General features: G+C 64.6%; 21 protein-coding genes. 6 read left to right on the top strand and 15 right to left on the bottom strand.

Translation table 11 applies throughout. The features are described from left to right. Positions 1-205: 205 nt before the first annotated feature. Positions 206-1,078: a hypothetical protein gene (locus tag V0R59_RS14260; RefSeq protein ID WP_330074899.1), complete on the top strand. Its 873-nt coding sequence runs from the start codon at positions 206-208 to the stop codon at positions 1,076-1,078. Positions 1,079-1,302: 224 nt separating this feature from the next. Here the strand turns inward: V0R59_RS14260 and V0R59_RS14255 are convergent, their stop codons facing one another. From V0R59_RS14255 to V0R59_RS14215, 9 genes are all read right to left on the bottom strand, one after another. Beyond that, positions 1,303-2,271 (bottom strand): peptide ABC transporter ATP-binding protein, encoded by a 969-nt coding sequence (locus V0R59_RS14255; protein WP_330074898.1) that lies wholly within the window; start codon positions 2,269-2,271, stop codon positions 1,303-1,305. After that, entirely contained in the window at positions 2,271-3,239 is a 969-nt protein-coding gene (locus tag V0R59_RS14250) for an ABC transporter ATP-binding protein (protein WP_330074897.1), read from the bottom strand. The genes V0R59_RS14255 and V0R59_RS14250 overlap by 1 nt, the downstream gene beginning before the upstream one ends. 10 nt (positions 3,240-3,249) lie before the next feature. Beyond that, positions 3,250-4,167 (bottom strand): ABC transporter permease subunit, encoded by a 918-nt coding sequence (locus tag V0R59_RS14245; RefSeq protein ID WP_330074896.1) that lies wholly within the window; start codon positions 4,165-4,167, stop codon positions 3,250-3,252. Between the two features lie 10 nt (positions 4,168-4,177). Further along, complete coding sequence (locus tag V0R59_RS14240) at positions 4,178-5,188, bottom strand: ABC transporter permease subunit (protein WP_330074895.1); 1,011 nt, start codon at positions 5,186-5,188, stop codon at positions 4,178-4,180. Between the two features lie 71 nt (positions 5,189-5,259). Further along, entirely contained in the window at positions 5,260-6,855 is a 1,596-nt protein-coding gene (locus V0R59_RS14235; RefSeq protein WP_330074894.1) for an ABC transporter substrate-binding protein, read from the bottom strand. 60 nt (positions 6,856-6,915) lie between these two features. Next, positions 6,916-8,292 carry an OprD family outer membrane porin gene (locus V0R59_RS14230; RefSeq protein WP_330074893.1) on the bottom strand — a complete coding sequence of 459 codons (1,377 nt, stop codon included), beginning with the start codon at positions 8,290-8,292 and terminating at the stop codon, positions 6,916-6,918. A gap of 77 nt (positions 8,293-8,369) precedes the next feature. After that, positions 8,370-9,965 (bottom strand): ABC transporter substrate-binding protein, encoded by a 1,596-nt coding sequence (locus tag V0R59_RS14225; protein WP_330074892.1) that lies wholly within the window; start codon positions 9,963-9,965, stop codon positions 8,370-8,372. Between the two features lie 248 nt (positions 9,966-10,213). Next, positions 10,214-11,839, bottom strand: coding sequence for an ABC transporter substrate-binding protein (locus V0R59_RS14220; protein ID WP_330074891.1), 1,626 nt, complete (start codon positions 11,837-11,839; stop codon positions 10,214-10,216). A 289-nt stretch (positions 11,840-12,128) separates the two neighbouring features. Further along, complete coding sequence (locus tag V0R59_RS14215) at positions 12,129-12,839, bottom strand: SIMPL domain-containing protein (protein WP_330074890.1); 711 nt, start codon at positions 12,837-12,839, stop codon at positions 12,129-12,131. Positions 12,840-13,041: 202 nt separating this feature from the next. On the opposite strand from V0R59_RS14215, the gene V0R59_RS14210 reads away from it, so the two are divergent. The 4 genes from V0R59_RS14210 (at position 13,042) to V0R59_RS14195 (ending at position 17,438) form a co-directional block, all read left to right on the top strand. After that, positions 13,042-14,304, top strand: coding sequence for an ATP-binding protein (locus tag V0R59_RS14210; RefSeq protein WP_330074889.1), 1,263 nt, complete (start codon positions 13,042-13,044; stop codon positions 14,302-14,304). Beyond that, on the top strand, positions 14,304-14,864 hold the full coding sequence (locus V0R59_RS14205; protein WP_330074888.1) for a response regulator transcription factor: 561 nt from the start codon (positions 14,304-14,306) through the stop codon (positions 14,862-14,864). Before V0R59_RS14210 ends, V0R59_RS14205 begins: the two co-directional genes overlap by 1 nt. 225 nt (positions 14,865-15,089) lie before the next feature. Next, positions 15,090-16,031, top strand: coding sequence for an AEC family transporter (locus V0R59_RS14200; RefSeq protein WP_330074887.1), 942 nt, complete (start codon positions 15,090-15,092; stop codon positions 16,029-16,031). A gap of 51 nt (positions 16,032-16,082) precedes the next feature. After that, positions 16,083-17,438, top strand: coding sequence for an amino acid permease (locus V0R59_RS14195; protein WP_330074886.1), 1,356 nt, complete (start codon positions 16,083-16,085; stop codon positions 17,436-17,438). A gap of 25 nt (positions 17,439-17,463) precedes the next feature. Here the strand turns inward: V0R59_RS14195 and V0R59_RS14190 are convergent, their stop codons facing one another. From V0R59_RS14190 to gatC, 6 genes are all read right to left on the bottom strand, one after another. Continuing rightward, the gene (locus V0R59_RS14190; protein WP_330074885.1) at positions 17,464-17,841 is read right to left on the bottom strand and encodes a carboxymuconolactone decarboxylase family protein; all 378 of its coding nucleotides are present in this window, start codon (positions 17,839-17,841) and stop codon (positions 17,464-17,466) included. A 10-nt stretch (positions 17,842-17,851) separates the two neighbouring features. After that, entirely contained in the window at positions 17,852-18,895 is a 1,044-nt protein-coding gene (locus tag V0R59_RS14185; RefSeq protein ID WP_330074987.1) for a calcium/sodium antiporter, read from the bottom strand. A gap of 63 nt (positions 18,896-18,958) precedes the next feature. Continuing rightward, complete coding sequence (locus V0R59_RS14180; protein ID WP_330074884.1) at positions 18,959-19,330, bottom strand: septal ring lytic transglycosylase RlpA family protein; 372 nt, start codon at positions 19,328-19,330, stop codon at positions 18,959-18,961. 111 nt (positions 19,331-19,441) lie between these two features. Continuing rightward, entirely contained in the window at positions 19,442-20,887 is a 1,446-nt protein-coding gene (gene gatB / locus V0R59_RS14175; RefSeq protein WP_330074883.1) for an Asp-tRNA(Asn)/Glu-tRNA(Gln) amidotransferase subunit GatB, read from the bottom strand. A gap of 11 nt (positions 20,888-20,898) precedes the next feature. After that, positions 20,899-22,350, bottom strand: coding sequence for an Asp-tRNA(Asn)/Glu-tRNA(Gln) amidotransferase subunit GatA (gene gatA / locus V0R59_RS14170; protein ID WP_330074882.1), 1,452 nt, complete (start codon positions 22,348-22,350; stop codon positions 20,899-20,901). Between the two features lie 16 nt (positions 22,351-22,366). Further along, positions 22,367-22,654 carry an Asp-tRNA(Asn)/Glu-tRNA(Gln) amidotransferase subunit GatC gene (gatC, locus tag V0R59_RS14165; RefSeq protein WP_330074881.1) on the bottom strand — a complete coding sequence of 96 codons (288 nt, stop codon included), beginning with the start codon at positions 22,652-22,654 and terminating at the stop codon, positions 22,367-22,369. A 198-nt stretch (positions 22,655-22,852) separates the two neighbouring features. On the opposite strand from gatC, the gene mreB reads away from it, so the two are divergent. Then, a complete protein-coding gene (mreB, locus tag V0R59_RS14160) occupies positions 22,853-23,890 on the top strand; it encodes a rod shape-determining protein MreB (RefSeq protein ID WP_008371426.1) in 1,038 nt (345 codons plus the stop codon). Positions 23,891-23,943 lie beyond the last annotated feature (53 nt).

The following is a 23,943-nucleotide window of genomic DNA, read 5'->3' as shown; positions in this document are numbered from 1 at the left end:
GGCAAGCCAGCTGCCAGCCACGCACATGCGGACAATGCAGAAAGCCATCTGCCGAGCCGGCTTTTCCGGCATTTTGCACGGTCCTCAGACGCCTGGGCCCTGGCAAACCCCCGATTTCATTGGCTGTCATCGTTTGAAACATTTGGCATGGGCACTGCACCGTTGTTGTGCGAAGGGACCTTTCGCTCATCGGAGAAGCGCAACCATGATCACCAACGAATACGCATCGCCCCTCGATGTACCCAACCGCTCAGGGGTGTCCTGGGCCGCCATCTTCGCCGGCGCGGCAGCGGCGGCGGCCTTGTCATTGATCCTCGTGGTGCTCGGCGCCGGCCTCGGTTTCGCCGCGACCTCGCCGTGGGCCAACGAAGGCGCCAGTGCCAAGGCGCTGGGCATCTCGACTATCGTCTGGCTGTTGCTGACGCAGATTCTCGCTTCCGGACTCGGCGGCTACATCGCCGGCCGGCTGCGGGTGAAGTGGGCCAACCTGCATGGCGACGAGGTGTACTTCCGCGATACCGCCCATGGCTTCCTGGCCTGGGCCGTGGCGACGCTGGTCGCGGCAATGCTGGTAGTCGGCACCGTGGGTGGCGTGGCGAGTACGGGGGCCCAGGTCGGTGCTGCAGCGGCGGCCAACAGCGATGCCTCGATGGGTTACTTCGTCGACAGCCTGTTCCGTGGCGATGGCCCTGCACCGGTCAGCGAGGATGCCGCCAATGGCGTGGCCGCACGCATCCTGGCCCGCAGCGTGGCCCAGGACCGGGCGCTGACGCCGGAAGACCATGCCTACCTGTCGCAACTGGTGGCGCAACGCACCCGTCTGAGCCAGGCGGAAGCCGAGGCGCGGGTCGACCAGGTGTTCGGCCAGGTGCAGCAGGCCAAGGTCGAGGCGAAGCAGGCAGCGGATACGGCGGCCAAGGTTGCGGCATGGACGGCCCTGTGGACCTTCGTCGCACTGCTGTGCGGCGCTTTCTTCGCCAGCCTGGCGGCGCTGTATGGCGGTCGTCGCCGGGACCAGGTGCGCTGGCTGGAAGTTGAAACCGTGGGCTATGCGGCACGTACCGCGCCGATTCGTTGAATCCAGAGGAGAGACATCATGCGTTCATTACTGCTGTGGTTCCTGGGTGTACCGATTCCGGTGATCATCCTGATCGCGATTTTCATGCATTGAGATGTTTGGGGCCGCTTTGCGGCCTTCGCGAGCAAGCTCGCTCCCACGGGTTCGGCATAGACCATCGTGGGAGCGAGCTTGTCGGGGCGCCGAACCGTCGCGAAGGCCTGCAAGGCAGGCCCAGTAGAGTGCTAGAGGAACTGCTCTGCGTAGTGGCACGCCACCTGCCGCGTCTCCACCTTGCGCAACGCCGGCACTTCCTTCGCACAACGCTCCGTCGCATGCGGGCAGCGCTTGTGGAACGCGCAGCCATCAGGCGGATTCAGCGGGTTGGGCAACTCTCCGGCAATCTTGATCTTCGGCTTCAGCGGATCGGGGTGAATGGTCGGTGTCGCCGACAGCAGCGCCTGCGTGTACGGATGCAGCGGCTTGTCGTAGATATCTTCCTTCGGCCCCATCTCCGCCGGCCGCCCCAGGTACATCACCAGCACCTCGTCTGCCACATGCCGCACCACCGCCAGGTTGTGCGAGATGAACACGTACGCGGTGTTGAATTCCTTCTGCAGGTCCATGAACAGGTTCAGCACCTGGGCCTGGATCGACACGTCCAGCGCGGAAGTCGGCTCGTCCGCCACCAGCACCTTGGGTTGCAGCATCATCGCCCGGGCCAGGGCGATGCGCTGGCGCTGGCCGCCGGAGAACATGTGCGGATAGCGCTGGTAATGCTCGGGCCGCAGGCCCACCTGCTGCATCATCGCCTGCACCCGTTCGCGGCGCTGTTCCTTCGATAGCGAGGTGTTGATCAGCAGCGGCTCGGCCAGTTGGTCGCCGATCTTCTGTCGCGGATTGAGCGAGGCATAGGGACTCTGGAAGACCATCTGCACATTGCGGCGCAGTTGCTTGCGCTCCTGCTTGCTGGCGCCATTCACCTCCTGCCCGGCGATCTGCAGCGAACCGGACGAGGGCTCCTCGATCAGGGTCAGGGCGCGGGCCAGGGTCGACTTGCCGCAGCCGGACTCGCCGACCACGGCCAGGGTCTTGCCGGCCTCCAGCTCGAACGACACGCCATTCAGCGCGCGTACCGTGGCGTGGCCCTTGAACAGGCCACGGGAGACTTCGTAGTGACGGGTGAGGTCACGGGCGGTCAGGACAACGCTCATCACGCCACCTCCTGGTTCAGCGGATAGAAGCAGCGCACCAGGCTATGGACCTGGGGATCGAGGCTCGGGCGCTGCTGGCGGCAGTTGTCGCGGACATAGGGACAGCGCGGCGAAAGCAGGCAGCCACTGGGCCGGTCATAGCGCCCGGGCACGATGCCGGGCAGGGTCGCCAGGCGTTCGGCGCCCAGGCTGTGCTCGGGAATCGCCTTGAGCAGCGCTTCGCTGTACGGGTGCGCCGGTACGTCGAACAGCTCCGGCACCTGGCCGACTTCCACGGCCTGGCCGGCATACATCACGCACACCCGCTTCGCGGTCTCGGCGACCACGGCGAGGTCGTGGGTGATCAGGATCAGCGCCATGCCCTGCTCCTTCTGCAGGTTCAGCAGCAGTTCCATGATCTGCGCCTGGATGGTCACGTCGAGGGCGGTGGTCGGTTCGTCGGCGATCAGCAGCTTGGGTTCGCCGGCAATCGCCATGGCGATCGCCACCCGCTGGCTCATGCCGCCGGAAAGCTGGTGCGGGTAGGCGTCGAGGCGGCTTTCCGGAGCCGGGATCTCGACCTTCTTCAGCAGCTCCAGGGCGCGCTGACGGGCGGCCTTGCCGCGCAGGCCGAGGTGCTGGCGCAGCACTTCCTCGATCTGGAAGCCCACGGTGTAGCTGGGGTTGAGCGCGGTCATGGGGTCCTGGAAGACCATGGCCATGTCCTTGCCCACCACCTTGCGCCGTTGCCGGCCGCTGAGGGTGAGCATGTCGTTGCCGTCGAAGACCAGGGCGTCGGCGCCGATGCGCCCGGGCGGGTCGATCAGGCCCATCAGCGCCATCATGGTCACCGACTTGCCGGAACCGGATTCGCCGACGATGGCCAGGACCTCGCCCTTGTCCACGTTGAGGTCGAGACCGTCCACCACAGGCACGGCGTCGGCGCCGCCGAAGCGCACGTTGAGGTTGCGGATTTGTAGAAGTGACATGGGCTTCTCCTCAGGCGGCATTCTTGAGTTTCGGGTCCAGCGCATCGCGCAGCCCGTCGCCCATCAGGTTGATTGCCAGCACGCTGAGCAAGATGGTCAGGCCGGGCAGGCTCACCACCCACCAGGCGCGTTCGATGTAGTCGCGGGCCGAGGCCAGCATGGTGCCCCACTCGGGGGTGGGCGGCTGCACGCCGAGGCCGAGGAAGCCCAGGGCGGCGGCGTCGAGGATCGCCGAGGAGAAACTCAGGGTCGCCTGCACGATCAGCGGCGCCATGCAGTTGGGCAGCACGGTGACGAACATCAGGCGCGGCAGGCTGGCACCAGCCAGGCGCGCGGCGGTCACGTAGTCGCGGTTGAGCTCACCCATCACTGCGGCACGGGTCAGGCGCACGTAGGACGGCAGCGAGACGATGGCGATGGCGATCACGGTGTTGACCAGGCCAGGGCCGAGGATCGCGACGATGGCCACCGCCAGCAGCAGGGAAGGCAGGGCCAGCATCACGTCCATCAGGCGCATGATCGAGGCGCCCAGCGCGCTGGGGAAGAAGCCCGCCAGCAGGCCGAGGACGATCCCCGGGATCAGCGAGATCACCACCGACGACAGGCCGATCAGCAGCGACAGGCGCGAGCCCTGGATCAGCCGCGAGAGCAGGTCGCGGCCCAGTTCGTCGGTGCCGAGGATGAACTGCCATTGGCCGCCTTCCAGCCACACCGGCGGGGTCAGCAGGAAGTCGCGGTACTGCTCGCTGGGGTCGTGCGGCGCCACCCAGGGCGCGAACAGCGCGCAGAAGACGATCAGGCACATGAACAGCAGGCCGGCCACCGCGCCCTTGTTGCGCGAGAAGGCCTGCCAGAACTCCTTGTACGGCGAGGGGTAGAGCAGGCTCTGGTCGATTGCCGGGGCCGGGTTTGGAGCGGGAGTATTCATGACGGTGGCCTCAGCGCTGGTGACGGATGCGTGGGTTGGCCAGGCCGTAGAGGATGTCCACGACGAAGTTGACCAGGATGACCAGGCAGGCGATCAGCAGGATGCCGTTCTGGACCACGGGGTAGTCACGGGCACCGATGGCTTCGATCAGCCACTTGCCGATGCCCGGCCAGGAAAAGATGGTTTCGGTGAGCACCGCGCCGGCCAGCAAGGTGCCGACCTGCAGGCCGAACACCGTCAGCACCGGGATCAGCGCGTTGCGCAGGCCGTGCACGAACACCACCCGGGCCGGCGACAGGCCCTTGGCCCGGGCGGTGCGGATGTAGTCTTCGCGCAGCACTTCGAGCATCGACGAGCGGGTCATCCGCGCGATCACCGCCAGCGGGATGGTGCCGAGCACTATGGCCGGCAGGATGAGGTGCATCAGGGCGTCCTTGAACGCGCCTTCCTCGTCGCTGAGCAGGGTGTCGATGAGCATGAAGCCGGTCTTCGGCTCGATGTCGTAGAGCAGGTCGATGCGTCCGGAAACCGGGGTCCAGCCCAGGTTCACCGAGAAGAACATGATGAGGATCAGGCCCCACCAGAAGATCGGCATGGAGTAGCCGGTGAGGGACAGCCCCATCACCCCGTGGTCGAACAGCGAACCGCGCTTGAGCGCGGCGATGACCCCGGCCAGCACCCCGAGCACACCGGCGAACAGCAGGGCGGCGAGGGCCAGTTCGAGGGTGGCGGGGAACAGCGCGAGAAACTCGTTCCACACGCTCTCGCGGGTACGCAGGGATTCGCCCAGGTCGCCCTGGGACAGCTTGCCGACATAATCCAGGTACTGCTCGGGCAAGGGCTTGTTCAAGCCCAGCCGTTCCATGGCCTGTGCGTGCATTTCAGGGTCGACCCTGCGCTCGCCCATCATCACTTCCACCGGGTCCCCCGGTATCAGCCGTATCAGTGCGAAGGTCAGCAAGGTAATGCCGAAAAAGGTCGGGATCAGCAATCCCAGACGCCGGGCAATGAAACTCAACATCTTCTGGTGTTCCTCGTCAGCCGTCAGGCGTGCCCGCTTGTTCCCTGGTGGGGTGGGCGGGCGTTCTTGTTCTACTTCACCACTGTGGTAGCGAAGTTGTTGTTGGTCAGGGGGCTGATGATGTAGCCCTCGACGTTCCGACGCATGGCCGTGAACATCTTCGGATGGGCCATGGTTATCCATGGCCGGTCCGCATCGTACACGGCCAGGGCCTCGTTATAGAGCGCTTCTCGCTGCTGCGGGTCGATCACCTGGCGGGCCTGGGTGATCAGCGCATCGAATTTCGTGTTGCACCATCGAGCATAGTTCTCGCCATTCTTCACCGCCTCGCAGCTGAGCAGCGGGGTCAGGAAGTTGTCCGGGTCGCCGTTGTCGCCGGCCCATCCGGTGGACACCATGTCGTGCTCGCCGTTCTTCGCCCGGCGGAGCATTTCCGCCCATTCCATGACGCGGATCTGCACCTTCAGGCCGATCTTCGCCAGGTCGGCCTGGAGCATTTCCGCGCTCAGCCGCGGGTTCGGGTTGGTCATGCCGCCGCCGTTGCGGGTGAACAGGGTCAGCACCGTGCCCTCCGGCACCCCGGCTTCCTTGAGCAGGGCGCGGGCCTTGGCGAGGTCGCGGGGAGGGTTCCGGTTGTCGTGGTTGTAGCCGATCATCGACGGCGGATAGGGGTTTACCGCCAGCAGCGCGTTGTCCTTGCCGAACAGCTGGTCGACGTGGGTCTGGCGGTCGAAGGCGATGTCGATGGCCTTGCGCACGCGCACGTCATTGAGCACCGGGTGCTCGGTGTTGAAGGCGATGTAGCCGATGATCAGCGCTTCCTGCTCGACCACCTTGAGCAGCGGATCCTGCCTGATCGCCGGCACGTCGTCCGGCTTGGGATACAGGGCCACCTGGCACTCGTTGGCGCGCAGCTTCTGCAGGCGCACGTTGTTGTCGCTGGCGATGGCGAACACCAGGCTCTCGCTCGGCGGCGCGCCGCGGAAGTAGTCGGGGTTGGCCTTGTAGCGCACCTGGGCGTCCTTGACGTAGCGCTGGAAGATGAACGGGCCGGTGCCCACCGGCTTGCTGTTGAGGTCGCCGGTGCGTCCGGCCTTGAGCAACTGGTCGCCGTACTCGGCGGAATAGATCGAGGTGAAGGCCATGGCCAGGTCGCGCAGGAAGGGTGCTTGCGGCTGGGTCAGGGTGAAGACCACGGTATGTTCATCGGTCTTTTCCACGCTCTTGAGCAGGGTGCGGAAGCTCATGCCCTCGAAGTAGGGGAAGCCGATGCTGGTCTTGTCGTGCCAGGGATGCCCGGGGTCGAGCTGGCGGTGGAAGCTCCACAGCACGTCGTCGGCATTCATCTCGCGAGTCGGCGTGAACCAGGGCGTGGTGTGGAACTTGACGCCCTGGCGCAGGTGGAAGGTGTAGGTGAGGCCGTCGTCGCTGATCTCCCAGCGCTCGGCCAGGGACGGCTGGATCTCGGTGGTGCCGGGCTTGAAATCCACCAGGCGGTTGAAGATGGTTTCCGCGGCTGCGTCGGCGGTGACCGCAGTGGTGTACTGGGCCATGTCGAAGCCTTCCGGGCTGGCTTCGGTGCACACCACCAGCGGTCTCGCCCAGAGGCTCGCCGAGGCGCTGAGCAGCAGGGTCGCCAGGGCGGCGTGCAAGGATAGGTTTTTCATCGTTATGTCCTTTGTCGGTGCCTGGCCGGGCGGCGACCATGATCGCCGCCCGGCCCCTGCTCAGAGAATGTTGAACGGCACGGTGGTGACGATGCGGAACTCGTCGAGGTTGCCGTCGATCTGTGCCCGGCTGGCGCGATGCGCGGTGTAGTAGGCGCGGATGCTGGTGTCGGCCAGCGCACCGCCCTGCACCACGTAGCTGGCGCCGAGTGACCATTCCCGGTGATGTTCGCCGTCGAGCTTGCGAACATCGTAGCCGTTGCCCTTGTAGTGGGTGCCGTCGATGCCCCAGCCACGCGCGGTGTAGGCGTTCAGGCGCAGGCCCGGCACGCCGTAGCCGGCCAGGTCGATGGCATAGCCGAACTGCAGCGACTGCTCGTTGGGCCCGTTGTAGTCGGAGAACAGCGAGTTGGCGAGGAAGATCGCGTTGGTGTCGTGCACGTAGTCGAAGTACTCGTCGCCGCTGACCTTTTGGTACGCCAGGGTCAGGCTGTGGGCCTGGTGCGCCAGGGTGAACGAGAGGCTGAAGGTGTCGTTGTCGATCGGTCCCAGCTTCGCCGCGCCGGTATCGCGGGTGCGGTAGTAGTTCAGCCCGGTGGTCAGGCCCAGTACGCCACGGTCGCCGAGTTCGTGGGAGGCGCCGAAGTAGTATTGGTTCCAGATGTCCTCGACATGGCCGAAGTAGAGGCTGGTGGTCAGGCTGCGCAGCGGCTGGTAGTTGAGGCCGGCCAGGCTGACCCGGTCGGTGTCGGCGCCGATGGCCGAGTACTCCGTGGTGAAGCGGCTGCGGCCTTGCTCGGTGCGGGTCGAGACGCGGCTGAAGCTGCCCAGGTCGAAGGACAGGTTGGCGAACTCGGCACTGTGCAGGCTGACCCCGTCGAAGCTGGAGGGCAGGGCGCGGTTGCCGATGTAGGCGAATACCGGGGTGTTGATCGACTGCCTGCCGGCGGTGAGGGTGGTGTTGGACACCCGCGCCTGCAGGTTGGCCAGGCCGAGCTTGCTCCACTGGGCGATAACGTCGCCGTCGCCGTGGGTCAGGGTGCGGTTGTTGGGCCCGGCGACCGCGGCCCGTCCGCGTTCCAGCGCGATGGCGTTGTAGCCGGCGACCTGGGTGGCGAAGCCGACCGCGCCTTGGGTGAACCCCGAGCTGTAGTCGAGGATGGTGCCCTGCACCCAGTTGTCGCGGCTGTGGCTGTCGCGGCGGGTGCCGTCGCTCTTGTAGTAGCGGAACAGCGGGCCCTTGGTCGCGCGCTCGCGGGCGTACCAGTTGCGGGTCGAGCCGGACAGGCGCTGGTCTTCGATGAAGCCGTTGGCCTCGGCCTGGGCGCTGTTTTCCTTGAGGGTCAGCGGCAGGTAGCCCTGGTCGACGGATTTGGCCTGGGCGATGCCGCTCAGGCTGGCGAGGGACAAGGTGATTACGGTAGCGATGCGTTTCAAGGCGATGTTTCCTTTCTTGTTCTTGTCGGTGGACCGCCGGGGCTGGTGAGCCGGGCGGTCGCGGTCACGGCGTCGGTTCAGTCGATGCCGACGTCGCGGAACGTGGTCTTGCCGAAGGGGCTCACCCGGTAGTCCTGCACCCGGGTACTCACGGGCTGGCTGACGGTGGAGTGGGCGATCGGGGTGATCGGCACGTTCTGCTTGATGTAGTGCTGGGCCTGGCGATACAGCTCGCTGCGTTGTTCGCGGTCGCTGGTGCCCTTGGCTTTCTTCATGAGAGCGTCGTATTCCGGGTCGCACCACATGGAGTGGTTGTGGCTGCCGATGGCGTCGCAGCTGTACAGCGTGCCGAGCCAGTTGTCCGGGTCGCCGTTGTCGCCGGTCCAGCCGATCAGCAGGGTGTCGTGCTCGCCGCTCTTGGCGCGCTTGAGGTATTCGCCCCACTCGTAGCTGACGATGTTGACCTTGAGCCCGAGCTTGCCCCAGTCGTCCTGGAGCATCTGTGCCATCAGGCGCGCGTCGGGGTTGTACGGGCGTTGCACCGGCATGGCCCAGAGGGTGATCTCGGTGCCCTCCTTGACCCCGGCGTCGCGCAGCAACTGCCTGGCCTTGTCCAGGTCACGGGGGGCGTCGGCGACGCTCTCGTCGTAGGACCACTGGGTCGGCGGCATGGTGTTCACGGCCACCTGGCCGGCGCCCTGGAACACGGCCTTGATGATCGCCTCCTTGTTCACCGCCATGTCCAGCGCCTGGCGTACTTCCAGCTGGTCGAACGGCTTGTGCCGGGTGTTGTAGGCGATGTAGCCGAGGTTGTAGGCGGGCTTCTCGATCAGGTTGATGCTTTCGTCGCGCCGCAGGGCTTCGAGGTCGGCGGGGCGCGGGTGGATGCTCACCTGGCATTCGCCCTTGATCAGCTTCTGCACGCGCACGGACGGGTCGACGTTGATGGAGTAGATCAGGTTGTCCAGCTTGACCTGGTCCGGGGCCCAGTACTCGGTGTTGCCGCGATAGCGGATCTGGGTGTCCTTCTGGTAACGGGCGAACACGAAGGGGCCGGTGCCGATGGGCTTGTGGGTGATGTCCGAGGGGGTGCCGCGGGCCATCAGGTGTTCGGCGTACTCGGCGGAAATCACCGAGGCGAAGCTCATGGCCAGGTTCTGCAGGAGGGTCGCGTCGGGGTGGTTGAGGGTGAAGGTCACGGTCATGGGACCGGTCTTCTCCACCCTGGCAATGGTCTTGTCCATGCCCATGGCGTTGAAGTAGGGGAATACCGTGCCGTAGGCCAGGCGGAAGGGGTGGGTCGGGTCGAGCATGCGGTTGAAGGTGAAGACCACGTCGTCGGCGTTGAACTCGCGGCTCGGAGTGAAGCCCGGGTTGCTGTGGAACTTCACCCCCGGGCGCAGGTTGAAGGTGTACACCAGGCCATCGTCGGAAATGCTCCAGTCGGTGGCCAGGGACGGTTCCACCACCGTGGCCCCGCGCTCGAACTCCACCAGGCGGTTGTACAGCGGTTCGGACACGTCGTTGTCGGTACCGCTCTGGTATTGCGCGGTATCGAAGCCGGAAGGGCTGCCCTCGGAACAGAACACCAGGCTGCCCTTGGCCAGGCCGAGGGGCGAATGGGCCAGCAGGCCCGCCCCGAGCAAGGCGGCGAAGAGAGACGTCATACGCATGGGAATTCCCTGTCTTGTCGTCGTTATTGGAAGTTTCCGCGGCACATGGCGAGTCCTCGCTCACGCGTCGCGGCGCCGTTCCCAAGGTAAGGGGGGGAAAGGCGTCCGACGAGGTACACAAGGTGCAAATTGGGGTAGGAGGATTCCGAGTGATTTGTGGAATTTTCAGCAGCAAGCTGATGATTCATCCACGCATCGACAGTTTCGTCCCGTGCGGCCCCGGTACATGACCGGGGCCGTCCCTGCGATCACGGCTTCAGACTGACGCCATTGAAGTCGTTGAGGGCGAATGGACTGATCTTGAAGTCATCGACGTTCTTGCGCATGGGCTGGTAGACCGTGGAGTGGGCGATCGGGGTGATCGGCACCTGGTCCTTGAGGATGTGCTGGGCCTGCTTGTACAGCTCGGTGCGCTTGGCCTGGTCGGGGATGCGCTTGGCGTCCTTGACCAGCTTGTCGTAGTCGGTGTTGCACCAGTGGGAGAAGTTGTTGCCGTTGACCGCGTCGCAGCCGTACAGGGTGCCGAGCCAGTTGTCCGGGTCGCCGTTGTCGCCGCTCCAGCCGATCAGCATGGCGCCGTTCTCGCCGTCCTTGGCGCGCTTGATGTACTCGCCCCATTCGTAGCTGACGATGCGCGCCTTGATGCCGATCTTGGCCCAGTCGGACTGGATCATCTCGGCCATCAGCTTGGCGTTGGGGTTGTACGGTCGCTGCACCGGCATGGCCCACAGGGTGATCTCGGTGCCTTCCTTGACCCCGGCTTCCTTGAGCAGGGCCTTGGCTTTCTCCGGGTTGTACTCGGTGCCCTTGATGGTCTCGTCGTAGGACCACTGGGTCGGCGGCATGGCGTTGACCGCCAGTTGCCCGGCGCCCTGGTACACCGAGTCGATGATCTGCTGCTTGTTCACCGCCATGTCGAGGGCCTGGCGGACCTTGAGCTGGGCCATGGGGTTGGGTTCGTTGCTGCCCTTGATCTTGTCCATCACGTTGTAGGCGATATAGCCCAGGTTGAAGCCGGCCTGGTGCGGCATCTGCAGGTTCGGGTCGGCCTTGAGCGTCTCGAGGTCGGCCGGACGCGGGAACAGGGTGACCTGGCACTCGTTCTTCTTCAGCTTCTGCATGCGCACCGAGGCGTCGGTGGTGATGGCGAAGATCAGGTTGTCGATCTTCACCTCGCCAGGTACCCAGTACTCCTTGTTGCCCTTGAAGCGGATCTGCGCGTCCTTCTGGTATTTGCTGAACACGAACGGACCGGTGCCGATCGGCTTCTGGTTGAGGTCCGCGGCTTTGCCCTGCTTGAGCAACTGGTCGGCGTATTCGGCGGACTGGATCGAAGCGAAGCTCATGGCGATGTTCTGGATGAACGCGGCGTCGACCTCGGCGAGGGTGAAGCGGACGGTGTGCTCGTCGACCTTCTCGACCTTCTTGATGTTCGCGTCCATGCCCATGTCGGTGAAGTACGGGAACTCGGTGGGGTACGCCTTGCGGAACGGCATTTCCTTGTCGAGCATGCGGTTGAACGTGAACAGCACGTCGTCGGCGTTGAACGGCCGGGTCGGCTTGAAGTAGTCGGTGGTGTGGAACTTCACGCCTTCGCGCAAGTGGAAGGTGTAGGTCAGGCCATCGTCGGCGACGTCCCAGCTGGTGGCCAGGCCGGGAATGACCTTGGTGCCGCCGCGCTCGAACTGGGCCAGGCGGTTGAAGACGGTTTCGGACGAGGCGTCGAAGTCGGTTCCGGTGGTGTACTGGGCGGGGTCGAAGCCGGCAGGGCTGCCTTCGGAGCAATACACCAGGTTGGACGCTGCCTGGGCGGCGGGGGTGGCGGCGAGCAGACCTGCGCCGACGAGGAAGGGAATGACTGCGGTTTTCAGCATGGTGGCCTCATTGTTGTCATTTTTGAGTGAGGGCGGCCTCGTGAGCCGACCCGAGGATACTTATGCAGGTGCTGTACCCGATGCAACGCTTGAGGATAGCTTGAGGATAGCTGGTCGCTGAAAAAGCGGAACGAACGTACAAGGATGTCGCATTCGTGTAATTTCGCGCAGGTTGAACGTTTGCGCTGGCGGGTTTCTGTAAGAAATTGAAACTTTTCTTGCTTGAGGGCCTCGGTGCGGGCCCTCAAGACCAATCGAAAAGGGCCGGCATGCACAGGCCCGGAATCAATCAGGGCATCTGCACTTCAATGGTGCCATCGGCATTGACGCTGACCTCGGTGGTCCCCGCCTCGACCTGCGGCGCCGCGGCGCCCTCGGCATCCATGCTGGCCTTCATCATCATCGGCGCCCGTGCATAGGGATGCGGATAGCCACTGCTGTTGAGGTTCAGGCTGACCACCTTGTAGCCCTTGCCGCCCAGCGCCTCGGTGGCGATCTGTGCACGGGCCTTGAAGGCATCGACGGCGTCCTTGATCAGTGCATCTTCGCTGGCCTTGCGGGTGGCCGGGGCGATGGAGAAGTCCATGCCTGCCATCTTCAGGTTCTGCAACAGGTCGCCGGTCAGCTTGGACAGGGCAGGGAAGTCGGCGCTTTCCAGGCGCAGTTCGGCGCGCTCGCGCCAGCCGGTGATCTTCTGGCCCTTGTCGTCATAGATCGGGTAGGCATTGCGGCTGCCCTGGCTGATCTTCACGTCCTTGACCTGGCGCGCCTGCTCCAGGGCCTTGTTCAGGGTGGTGGTGATCTCGGCGGCCAGCTTGGCCGGGTCGCTGTTCTGCGCTTCGCTGTACAGGGTCACGACCATGAGGTCGCGAGCGACTTCCTTGCTGGCTTCGGCGCGCAGGGAAACATGGTTGTAGCGCGGCTCGTCCGCCAGAACGGGAAGGCTGACCAGGACACTGGCGGCCAGCAGGGCTTTGGCGCTACGGCGTGGGGTATGCATGTGCGACTCCTTGAAAAATGGGCGTGGCCGATAAAATCCTTTGCCACGCAGACCCTATCCGACCTTGAAAGTAGCACTAAGGTTCCATAAAGCCATCATTCACCCCCGCCGTGGTGTGGCGAGTTGCCGCATCGCTGCAGCCCCGGGAGCCGCTTGGCGTATACTCGCCGGGGTTTACCTGGAGCACTCATCAGGAGCGCTCATGCTCGCCTCGGTCTCTATGCAAATGCTGTCTGCCACCCGTCAAAACCTCTGGCGCCTGACGTTCATCCGTACCCTGGTACTGGCCGCCCAGGCCGGCTCGGTCGCCGTCGCCTACTGGACCGACCTGCTGCCGCTGCCCTGGCTGGCGCTCAGCGTCACCCTCGGCTTCTCCATGGTGCTGTGCCTGGTCACTGCCCTGCGCCTGCGTGCCTCGCTGCCGGTCACCGAACTGGAATACGCGGTGCAACTGGCCTGCGACCTGCTGATCCACAGTGCACTGCTGTATTTTTCCGGCGGCTCGACCAATCCGTTCGTTTCCTACTACCTGGTGCCGCTGGCGATCGCCGCGGTGACCCTGCCCTGGATCTATTCGCTGATCCTTTCCGGTATTGCCCTGGTGGCCTACACCTTGCTGCTGGTGCAGTTCTACCCGCTCGATATCTTCCCCATGGCCCGGGAAAAGATGCAGATCTACGGCATGTGGCTGAGCTTCGCGCTGGCTGCGGCGGTGATCACCTTCTTCGCGGCGAAGATGGCCGAGGAACTGCGGCGCCAGGAACAGTTGCAAGCCCAGCGCCGCGAGGAAGGCCTGCGCGACCAGCAACTGCTGGCCGTGGCCACCCAGGCCGCCGGCGCCGCTCACGAACTGGGCACGCCGCTGGCGACCATGAGCGTGCTGATCAACGAAATGCGCCAGGACCACACCGATCCGCTGCTGCAGGACGACCTGGCCGTGCTCCAGGAGCAGGTCAAGCAGTGCAAGCACACCCTGCAGCAGCTGGTGCGCGCCGCCGAGGCCAACCGGCGCATGGTGGTGGAACAGCAGCCGGTGACCTTCTGGCTCGACGAGTCGCTGAACCGCTGGCACCTGATGCGTCCGGAAGCCAGCTACCGCTTCCAGCGTTTCGGCCAGGGCCTGATCCCGCACCTGGCGCCGCCGCCGGACCTGACCCAGGCCCTGCTCAACCTGCTCAACAATGCCGCCGATGCCTGCCCCGATGGCCTGGAAGTACACCTGGACTGGGATGCTTCCGACATCATCATCAGCATCCGCGACCATGGCCCTGGCGTGCCGGTGGCCATTGCCGAACAGATCGGCAAACCTTTCTTTACCACCAAGGGCAAGGGCTTCGGCCTTGGCCTGTTCCTGAGCAAGGCCAGCGTTACCCGTGCTGGTGGCTCGGTAAAACTCTATAGTCACGAAGAAGGCGGCACGCTTACCGAGCTGCGCTTGCCCCGTGACGCGCGAGGAGACGTGTGATGACTGATGAAATCCAGGTTGAAGGTGAAGAACTGCCGCACCTGCTGCTGGTCGATGATGACTCGACCTTTACCCGGGTGATGGCCCGTGCCATGAGCCGCCGCGGTTTCCGCGTCAGCACCGCGAGTTCGGCGGAGGAAGGCCTGGTCCTGGCCCAGCAGGACGTGCCGGACTACGCCACGCTGGACCTGAAGATGGAAGGCGACTCGGGCCTGGTGCTGCTGCCCAAGCTGCTGGAGCTGGACCCGGAAATGAAGGTGGTGATCCTCACCGGCTACTCCAGCATCGCCACGGCGGTGGAGGCGATCAAGCGTGGCGCCTGCAACTATCTGTGCAAACCGGCGGATGCCGATGACGTGCTGGCGGCCCTGGCGTCCGAGCATGCCGACCTGGATACCCTGGTGCCGGAAAACCCGATGTCGGTAGATCGCCTGCAGTGGGAGCACATCCAGCGCGTCCTGACCGAGCACGAAGGCAATATTTCCGCGACGGCGCGGGCGCTGGGCATGCACCGCCGGACCTTGCAGCGCAAGCTGCAGAAACGCCCGGTCCGGCGCTGAGTCTGTCCGGCCTCATCGCTGCGGTTCGGCGTCCCGACGAGCCAGCTCCCCACAGTTACAGCGGTGCACGCGACCCCTGTGGGAGCTGGCTTGCCAGCGATGGGGCCCGGAAAGTCACCGAAAAACGGCATTTTCCCCGGCAGCTCGTCCACAAACCCCCATCCCTGAGCCTTGCACTGGCGTATCATTAGCCGCCTAACGACAGGCCACGGAACACTCCCCCGCATGCTCGCCTTATTCATCCAGACCCTGAACATCACCGCTCCGGTCTTCGCGATGCTGTTCATGGGCGTGTTGCTGCGCCGCATCGACGCCATCAACGACAACTTCATCCAGACCGCCTCGTCGCTGGTGTTCAACGTGTGCATGCCGGCGCTGCTGTTCCTCGGCATCTACCACGCCGACCTCGACGCCGCGGTCAAGCCGGGCCTGTTGCTGTACTTCATCGCCGCCACCTTCGGCAGTTTCGCCTTGGCCTGGCTGATTGCCATCTGGCGCTGCCCCCGCGAAGATCGCGGCATCTACACCCAGGGCGCGTTTCGCGGCAACAACGGGGTGGTGGGGCTGGCCCTGGCGGCCAGCATGTACGGTGACTACGGCATTTCCCTCGGGGCGATCCTCGCCGGGCTGGTGATCCTGCTCTACAACTCGCTGTCGTCGGTGATCCTCGCGGTGTACAGCCCGACGGTGAAGTCCGACCCGTGGAGCATCTTCAAGAGCATCCTGCGCAACCCGTTGATCATCAGCGTGCTGCTGGCGACGCCCATGGCCTACGCCAAGGTCGGGCTGCCCAACTGGCTGCTGACCTCCGCCGACTACGTCGCGCAGATGACCCTGCCACTGGCACTCATGTGCATCGGCGGCACGCTGTCGCTGGCATCGTTGCGTGCAAGCGGGCGCATGGCCCTGAGCGCGAGCCTGGTGAAGATGGTCTGGTTGCCCCTGGTATTCACCTTCGGCGGCTGGCTATGCGGCTTTCGCGGTGCGGAACTGGGCATCCTGTTCCTTTATATTGGCAGCCCCACGGCGGCGGCCAGTTATGTCATGGCCCGCGCGGCCAATGGCAATCACGAGTTGGCGGCGTCGATCATTGTCATCACGACATTGGCGGCGGCTCTGACAACCAACATCGGAATCTTCCTCTTGCAGTGGGGAGGATGGATCTAGATGCTGCGGAAAAATAATACGAACACTGCGTCTCACGTCTGAGGACACTTCATGCAAGACCAGATCACGCCCGAGCGTTTGCATCGCGGCCTGAAAAATCGCCATATCCAGCTGATCGCGCTGGGCGGGGCCATCGGCACCGGCCTGTTCCTGGGCATCGCCCAGACCATCCAGATGGCTGGCCCGTCGGTACTGCTGGGCTACGCCATTGCCGGCCTGATCGCCTTCTTCATCATGCGCCAGCTCGGCGAGATGGTGGTGGAAGAACCGGTTTCCGGGACCTTCAGCCACTTCGCCCACAGCTACTGGGGGCCGTTCGCCGGCTTCATGTCGGGCTGGAACTACTGGGTGCTCTATGTGCTGGTGGGCATGGCCGAACTGACGGCCGTGGGCATCTACGTGCAGTACTGGTGGCCTGAGTTTCCGACCTGGGCCACGGCGGCGGTCTTCTTCGTCATCATCAACCTGATGAACGTCAGCCAGGTGAAGGTCTACGGCGAGATGGAGTTCTGGTTCGCCCTGATCAAGGTCGTGGCGATTCTCGGCATGATCGGCTTCGGCGGCTACCTGTTGATCAGCGGCAACGGCGGTCCGGATGCCAGCGTCGCCAACCTCTGGCAGCACGGGGGCTTCTTCCCCAACGGCGTCACCGGCCTGATGATGGCCATGGCTGTGATCATGTTCTCCTTCGGCGGCCTGGAACTGGTGGGCATCACCGCCGCGGAAGCCGACAACCCGCGCTACAGCATCCCGCGTGCCACCAACCAGGTGATCTACCGCATCCTGCTGTTCTACGTGGGCGCCCTGGCCGTGCTGCTGGCCCTGTACCCATGGCAGAAAGTGGTCGATGGCGGCAGCCCGTTCGTGATGATCTTCCATGACCTGGACAGCAACGTCGTGGCCACGGTGCTCAACCTGGTGGTCCTGACTGCCGCGCTGTCGGTCTACAACAGCTGCGTGTACTGCAACAGCCGCATGCTGTTCGGCCTGGCGACCCAGGGCGATGCGCCGAAGTCCTTGCTCAAGGTCAACGCCAAGGGCGTGCCGCTGGTGGCGCTGGGTATTTCCGCGCTGGCCACCGGCCTTTGCGTACTGATCAACTACTTCATGCCGCGCGAGGCCTTCGGCCTGCTGATGGCCCTGGTGGTGTCGTCGCTGGTGATCAACTGGGGGATCATCAGCATCACCCACCTGAAGTTCCGCAAGGCCAAGGCCGCGGCCGGTCACGAGACGTTCTACAAGAGCCTCGGCTACCCGCTGACCAACTACCTGTGCCTGGCCTTCCTGGCGTTCATCCTGGTGATCATGTGGCAGACCGAGGGCATCCGTATCTCCGTTGAGCTGATCCCGGTCTGGCTGCTGGTGCTGTTCGTGGTATTCAAGCTGACCAAGGGTCGTCGCGCCTGACGACCCCGTTCCGGGAAGTGCTCGATCAGCCCTGTTGCCAGGCGTCGATCACTTCCTGGGCCGCGCGGAACGCATCGATCGCCGCCGGCACGCCCGCATAGACTGCGCAATGCAGCAGGGCTTCGCGAATCTCTTCCACCGTACAGCCATTGTTCAGGGCGCCACGCACGTGGCCCTTGAGTTCCTGCGGGCACTTGAGCGCGGTCAGGGCGGCAAGGGTGATCAGGCTGCGGGTCTTCAGCGGCAGGCCTTCGCGGCTCCAGACGCTGCCCCAGGCGTGTTCGTTGACGAATTCCTGCAACGGCGCGGTGAACTCGGTGGCATTGCCCAGCGCGCGGTCGACGAACACGTCGCCCATGACCTGGCGGCGAACCTGTTCGCCGGTTTTCTTCGTATCGCCCATCTTGTTTTCCTTAGTGTTGACGACGCCAGGCGCGCAGGGTCGTGTAGCCGAGCAGCAACCCCAGCACTGGCAGGACATAGAACAACATCAGTTGCTCCAGGCGGTTGGCCAGGGGCATGCCGGTGGTGAAGGACACCACGTGCAGGCCATAGGCCAGATACAGGCAGAGGAACACCAGGCCTTCGGCGCGGGTCACCCGGTAGCCGGAGTAGAACACCGGCAGGGTCAGCACCGCGACGCCGAGCATCACCGGCAGGTCGAAATCCAGGGCATTGGGCGAGACGGACAGCGGCTCAGGGGTCAGCACCGCGGTCAGGCCGAGCACCGCCAGCAGGTTGAACAGGTTGCTGCCGATCACGTTGCCCACGGCGATCTCCCGCTCGCCGCGGATGGCGGCGATCAGCGAGGTGGCCAGTTCCGGCAGCGAGGTGCACACGGCGACCACGGTCAGGCCGATGACGCGCTCGGACAGGCCCAGGTCGGTGGCCACTTCCACCGCAGCCTCCAGCAACAGGTGTCCGGCCAGGCTGAGCAGGCCCAGGCCGAGGAGCATCAGTAGCAGGCTGCCGAACCAGAAGCCGAGGCCACGATCGACCCGCGGGTTCGGCGCCGGGTAGGTGCGGGCGTGATGCCGCGACTGGTGCCAGAGCATCGCCAGGTAGGCCAGCAGGCCGGCCAGGAGCAGGGCGCCTTCCCAGCGCCCAAGCTGTTCATTGAGGGCCAGCAGGTACACCGCCACGCTGGCACCGATCATCAGCGGGATATCCAGGCGCACCAGTTGTCGTGAGACCCGCAAGGGAATGATCAGCGCGGCGAGGCCGAGGGTGACGAGAATATTGAAGATATTGCTGCCGATCACGCTGCCCACTGCCACGTCGGGGGCGCCGGTGTAGGCGGCTTGCAGGCTGACGGTCAGTTGCGGCGCGCTGCTGCCGAAGGCGACCAGGCTGAGGCCGATGATCAGCGGGCGCACGTGCAGGCTGGCGGCGATGCGCAAGGCGGCGCGCACCAGCAGCTCGGCACCGAGGACCAGGAGGATCAGGCCGCTGCACAGTTGCAGGAGGCTGAAGGTGGGTAAGGCGGCCAGGTCGAAGATGATCGTGCTCCGGAAACGGGGTCAGTCGTTCAGGCTTTGTACCCGGACCCGCGCCGTTCCGCTACGGAGCATGTCCAGGCGTTGCGCCGCGGCGCGGGACAGGTCGATCAGGCGGCCACGGGTGTGCGGGCCGCGGTCGTTGATGTGGACCACTACGCTACGGTCGTTCTTCAGGTTTGTGACCAGTACCTTGGTGCCGAACGGCAGGCTGCGGTGGGCGGCGGTCAGGCCGTGCTGGTCGAAGGCTTCGCCACTTGCGGTGCGTTTGCCGTGATGGCGCGAGCCGTAATAGGAGGCGGTGCCGGTTTCATCGTAGCCCCGTGGGTCGATGTCGTGGCTGGCACAGCCGGCGAGGAGGGTGAACAGCGCGAGGGCGCTTAGGGGACGCCACATTTATGTCTGATGCTCCGTGGTCTCTATTGTGGGAGCGGGTTCACCCGCGATTACGATGGTGAACTCACCGACGTCATCGCGGGTGAACCCGCTCCCACAGGGGTATTGCAGTTACCCTTCGAGCTTGCTCTTGAGCAGTTGGTTCACCTGTTGCGGGTTCGCCTTGCCCTTCGACGCTTTCATCGCCTGGCCGACGAAGAAGCCGAACATCTTGCCGCGCTTGGCTTCGTCCGCTGCACGGTACTGCTCGACCTGCTCGGCGTTGGCCGCGAGCATCTCGTCCAGCACCTTCTCGATCGCACCGCTGTCGGTGACCTGCTTCAGGCCCCGGCTCTCGATGATCTGGTCGGCATCGCCTTCACCGGCAGCCATGGCTTCGAACACGGTCTTGGCGATCTTGCCGCTGATGGTGTTGTCGCGGATGCGCAGGAGCATGCCACCCAGTTGCTCGGCGCTGACCGGCGCCTGGTCGATCTCGACGCCCAGCTTGTTCAGCAGGCTGCCCAGTTCCACCATGACCCAGTTGGCCGCCAGCTTGGCGTCGCCACCAATGGCCGCGACCTTCTCGAAATACTCCGCCTGCTCGCGGCTGGAGGCCAGCACGTTGGCGTCGTAGGCCGACAGGCCGTACTGGCTCTGGAAGCGCTCGACCTTCTGTGGCGGCAGTTCCGGCAGGGTGGCGCGCAGGTCGTCGAGGTACGCCGACTCGATCACCACCGGCAGCAGGTCCGGATCGGGGAAGTAACGGTAGTCGTTGGCTTCCTCCTTGCTGCGCATGGAGCGGGTCTCGTCCTTGTTCGGGTCGTACAGGCGGGTTTCCTGGATGACCTTGCCGCCGTCCTCGATCAGCTCGATCTGGCGTTGCACTTCGCTGTTGATCGCGCGCTCGATGAAGCGGAACGAGTTGACGTTCTTGATCTCGCAGCGGGTGCCGAACTCGACCTGGCCTTTCGGGCGGATCGACACGTTGCAGTCGCAACGCAGCGAGCCTTCGGCCATGTTGCCGTCGCAGATACCGAGGTAGCGCACCAGCGCGTGGATCGCCTTGACGTAGGCCACGGCTTCCTTGGCGCTGCGCATTTCCGGCTCGGAAACGATTTCCAGCAGCGGTGTGCCGGCGCGGTTCAGGTCGATGCCGGTGGAGCCGCTGAAGTCTTCGTGCAGGCTCTTGCCGGCGTCTTCTTCCAGGTGCGCGCGGGTGATGCCGATGCGCTTGACGGTGCCGTCTTCAAGGGCGATGTCCAGGTGGCCCTTGCCGACGATCGGCAGTTCCATCTGGCTGATCTGGTAGCCCTTGGGCAGGTCCGGGTAGAAGTAGTTCTTGCGCGCGAACACGTTGTGCTGACCGATCTCGGCGTCGATTGCCAGGCCGAACATGCAGGCCATGCGCACCGCTTCCTGGTTCAGCACCGGCAGTACGCCGGGCATGCCCAGGTCGATCAGGCTGGCCTGGGTGTTCGGCTCGGAGCCGAAGGTGGTGGCGCTGCCGGAGAAAATCTTCGACTGGGTGGCGAGCTGGGTATGGATCTCCAGCCCGATGACAACTTCCCATTGCATGTGTCTGTCCCTCAGAAGCCGTTAGGTGCGCGGGTGTGCCAGTCAGTGACCTGCTGGTACTGGTGCGCGACGTTGAGCAGGCGGCCTTCCTGGAAATACGGGGCCAGCAGTTGCACGCCGACCGGCAGGCCGTCGACGAAACCGGCCGGCATCGACAGGCCTGGCAGGCCGGCGAGGTTGGCGGTGATGGTGTAGACGTCTTCCAGGTAGGCGGCGACCGGGTCGGCGCTCTTCTCGCCGATCTTCCACGCCAGGTTCGGCGTGGTCGGGCCGAGGATCACGTCGACGCCTTCGAAGGCGGCCATGAAGTCGTTCTTGATCAGGCGGCGGATCTTCTGTGCCTTCAGGTAGTAGGCGTCGTAGTAGCCGGCCGACAGGGCGTAGGTGCCGACCATGATGCGGCGCTGCACTTCGCTGCCGAAGCCTTCGCCACGGGAGCGCTTGTACAGGTCGGTGAGGTCCTTGGGGTTCTCGCAGCGGTAGCCGAAGCGCACGCCGTCGAAACGCGACAGGTTCGAGGAAGCCTCGGCCGGGGCGATCACGTAGTACGCCGGGATCGCGTGCTGGACGTTCGGCAGGCTGATTTCCTTGATCACCGCGCCGAGTTTTTCCAGCTCCTTGACGCTGGCCTGGACCAGCTCGGCGATGCGCGGGTCGAGGCCGGCACCGAAGTATTCCTTCGGCAGGCCGATGCGCAGGCCCTGCAGCGAGGTGTTGAGGCTGGCGCTGTAGTCCGGCACCGGTTCGTCGATGCTGGTGGAGTCCTTCGGATCGAAGCCGGCCATGCCTTGCAGGAGCAGGGCGCAGTCCTCGGCGGTGCGGGCCAGCGGGCCGCCCTGGTCGAGGCTGGAGGCGTAGGCGATCATGCCCCAGCGCGAAACGCGACCGTAGGTCGGTTTCAGGCCGGTCAGGCTGGTCAGTGCTGCGGGTTGGCGGATCGATCCGCCGGTGTCGGTGCCGGTGGCGGCCGGCAGCAGGCGCGCGGCGACGGCAGCGGCGGAGCCACCGGACGAGCCGCCCGGTACGTGCTCCAGGTTCCACGGGTTCTTCACCGCGCCGTAGTGGCTGGATTCGTTGCCCGAGCCCATGGCGAACTCGTCCATGTTGGTCTTGCCCAGGGTCACGGTGCCGGCTTCGGCCAGCTTGCCGACCACGGTGGCGTCATAGGGCGCGGTGAACGAGTCGAGCATTTTCGAGGCGCAGCTGGTGCGCACGCCCTGGGTGCAGAACAGGTCCTTGTGGGCGATCGGCGCGCCGAGCAGGGCACCGGTTTCGCCGGCGGCACGGCGGGCATCGGCGGCCTTGGCCTGGCTGATGGCCAGGTCGTCGGTGACGCTGATGAAGCTGTTGAGCTGCGGGTCGAGCTGGTGGATACGGGCCAGCAGGGCACGGATCAGCTCTTCGGAGGAAAACGATTTGTCGGCGAGTCCGCGAGCGATCTCGGCCAGGGTAAGTTGATGCATGGCAGGCGCTATTCCCTTACTCGATGACTTTTGGAACCAGGTACAGGCCGCTGTCCGTCGCCGGGGCGATGGCCTGGTAGCTGTCGCGATGGTTGCTTTCTGTTACAACGTCGGCGCGCAGGCGCTGACTGGCTTCCAGAGGGTGTGCCAGAGGCTCGATGCCGGTGGTGTCGACGGCCTGCATCTGGTCGACCAGTCCCAGAATACTGTTCAGGGCATCGGTAGTGCGTGGCAGATCGGCCTCGTCCAGGCCCAGGCGGGCCAGGTGAGCGATCTTTTCCACGTCGCAGCGTTCAAGCGCCATGGGGATCTCCTGGGGAAATAAAACGGAATTGTCCGCGCAGAGGAACATGCCGGTGTACACGCGGTCATAAGGCCCGATCGTGTGCTGGCCTGCTCGGAAAAACCGCCAATTTAACATATTGGCGCCTTGCCCAAAATCCCCGCCATTGTTAGAGTTTGCCGCACTTTTTTACCCACGCGTTGCCAGGGTCCCTTTCCCATGTTCAAGAAACTGCGTGGCATGTTTTCCAGCGATCTCTCCATCGACCTGGGCACTGCCAACACCCTTATTTACGTGCGTGAGCGCGGTATCGTCCTGAATGAGCCCTCCGTCGTGGCCATTCGTACTCACGGCAACCAGAAAAGTGTCGTAGCGGTCGGTACCGAAGCCAAGCGCATGCTCGGCCGTACCCCGGGCAACATTGCTGCCATTCGTCCGATGAAGGACGGCGTGATCGCCGACTTCAGCGTCTGCGAGAAGATGCTGCAGTACTTCATCAACAAGGTTCACGAGAACAGCTTCCTGCAGCCGAGCCCGCGCGTGCTGATCTGCGTGCCGTGCAAGTCGACCCAGGTCGAGCGCCGTGCCATCCGTGAATCGGCCCTGGGCGCCGGTGCCCGTGAAGTGTTCCTGATCGAAGAGCCAATGGCTGCCGCTATCGGTGCCGGCCTGCCGGTCGAGGAAGCCCGTGGCTCGATGGTCGTCGATATCGGCGGCGGTACAACCGAAATCGCGCTGATCTCCCTGAACGGCGTGGTCTATGCCGAATCCGTCCGCGTCGGCGGCGACCGCTTCGACGAAGCCATCGTCACCTACGTGCGCCGCAACTACGGCAGCCTGATCGGCGAATCCACCGCCGAGCGCATCAAGCAGGAAATCGGTACCGCCTACCCGGGCGGCGAAGTGCGCGAAGTCGACGTCCGCGGCCGCAACCTGGCCGAGGGCGTGCCACGTGCCTTCACCCTGAACTCCAACGAAGTCCTGGAAGCCTTGCAGGAATCCCTGGCGACCATCGTCCAGGCGGTCAAGAGCGCCCTGGAGCAATCGCCTCCGGAACTGGCCTCGGATATCGCCGAGCGTGGCCTGGTGTTGACTGGTGGTGGCGCACTGCTGCGCGACCTCGACAAGCTGCTGGCCCAGGAAACCGGCCTGCCGGTAATCGTCGCCGAGGACCCGCTGACCTGCGTCGCCCGTGGCGGTGGACGCGCCCTGGAAATGATGGACAAGCACACCATGGACCTGCTCTCCAGCGAGTGATTTCGCCGGATTGCCTTCTCGTCGCCCGGATTTCGGCTAGCCTGCGCAGTGCT

The sequence above is a fragment of the Pseudomonas ulcerans genome (genome assembly GCF_036324125.1).
Lineage (GTDB): Bacteria > Pseudomonadota > Gammaproteobacteria > Pseudomonadales > Pseudomonadaceae > Aquipseudomonas > Aquipseudomonas ulcerans.
The sequence above is the reverse complement of the archived record's forward strand: the minus strand, read 5'-3'. Positions and strand labels throughout refer to the sequence as shown.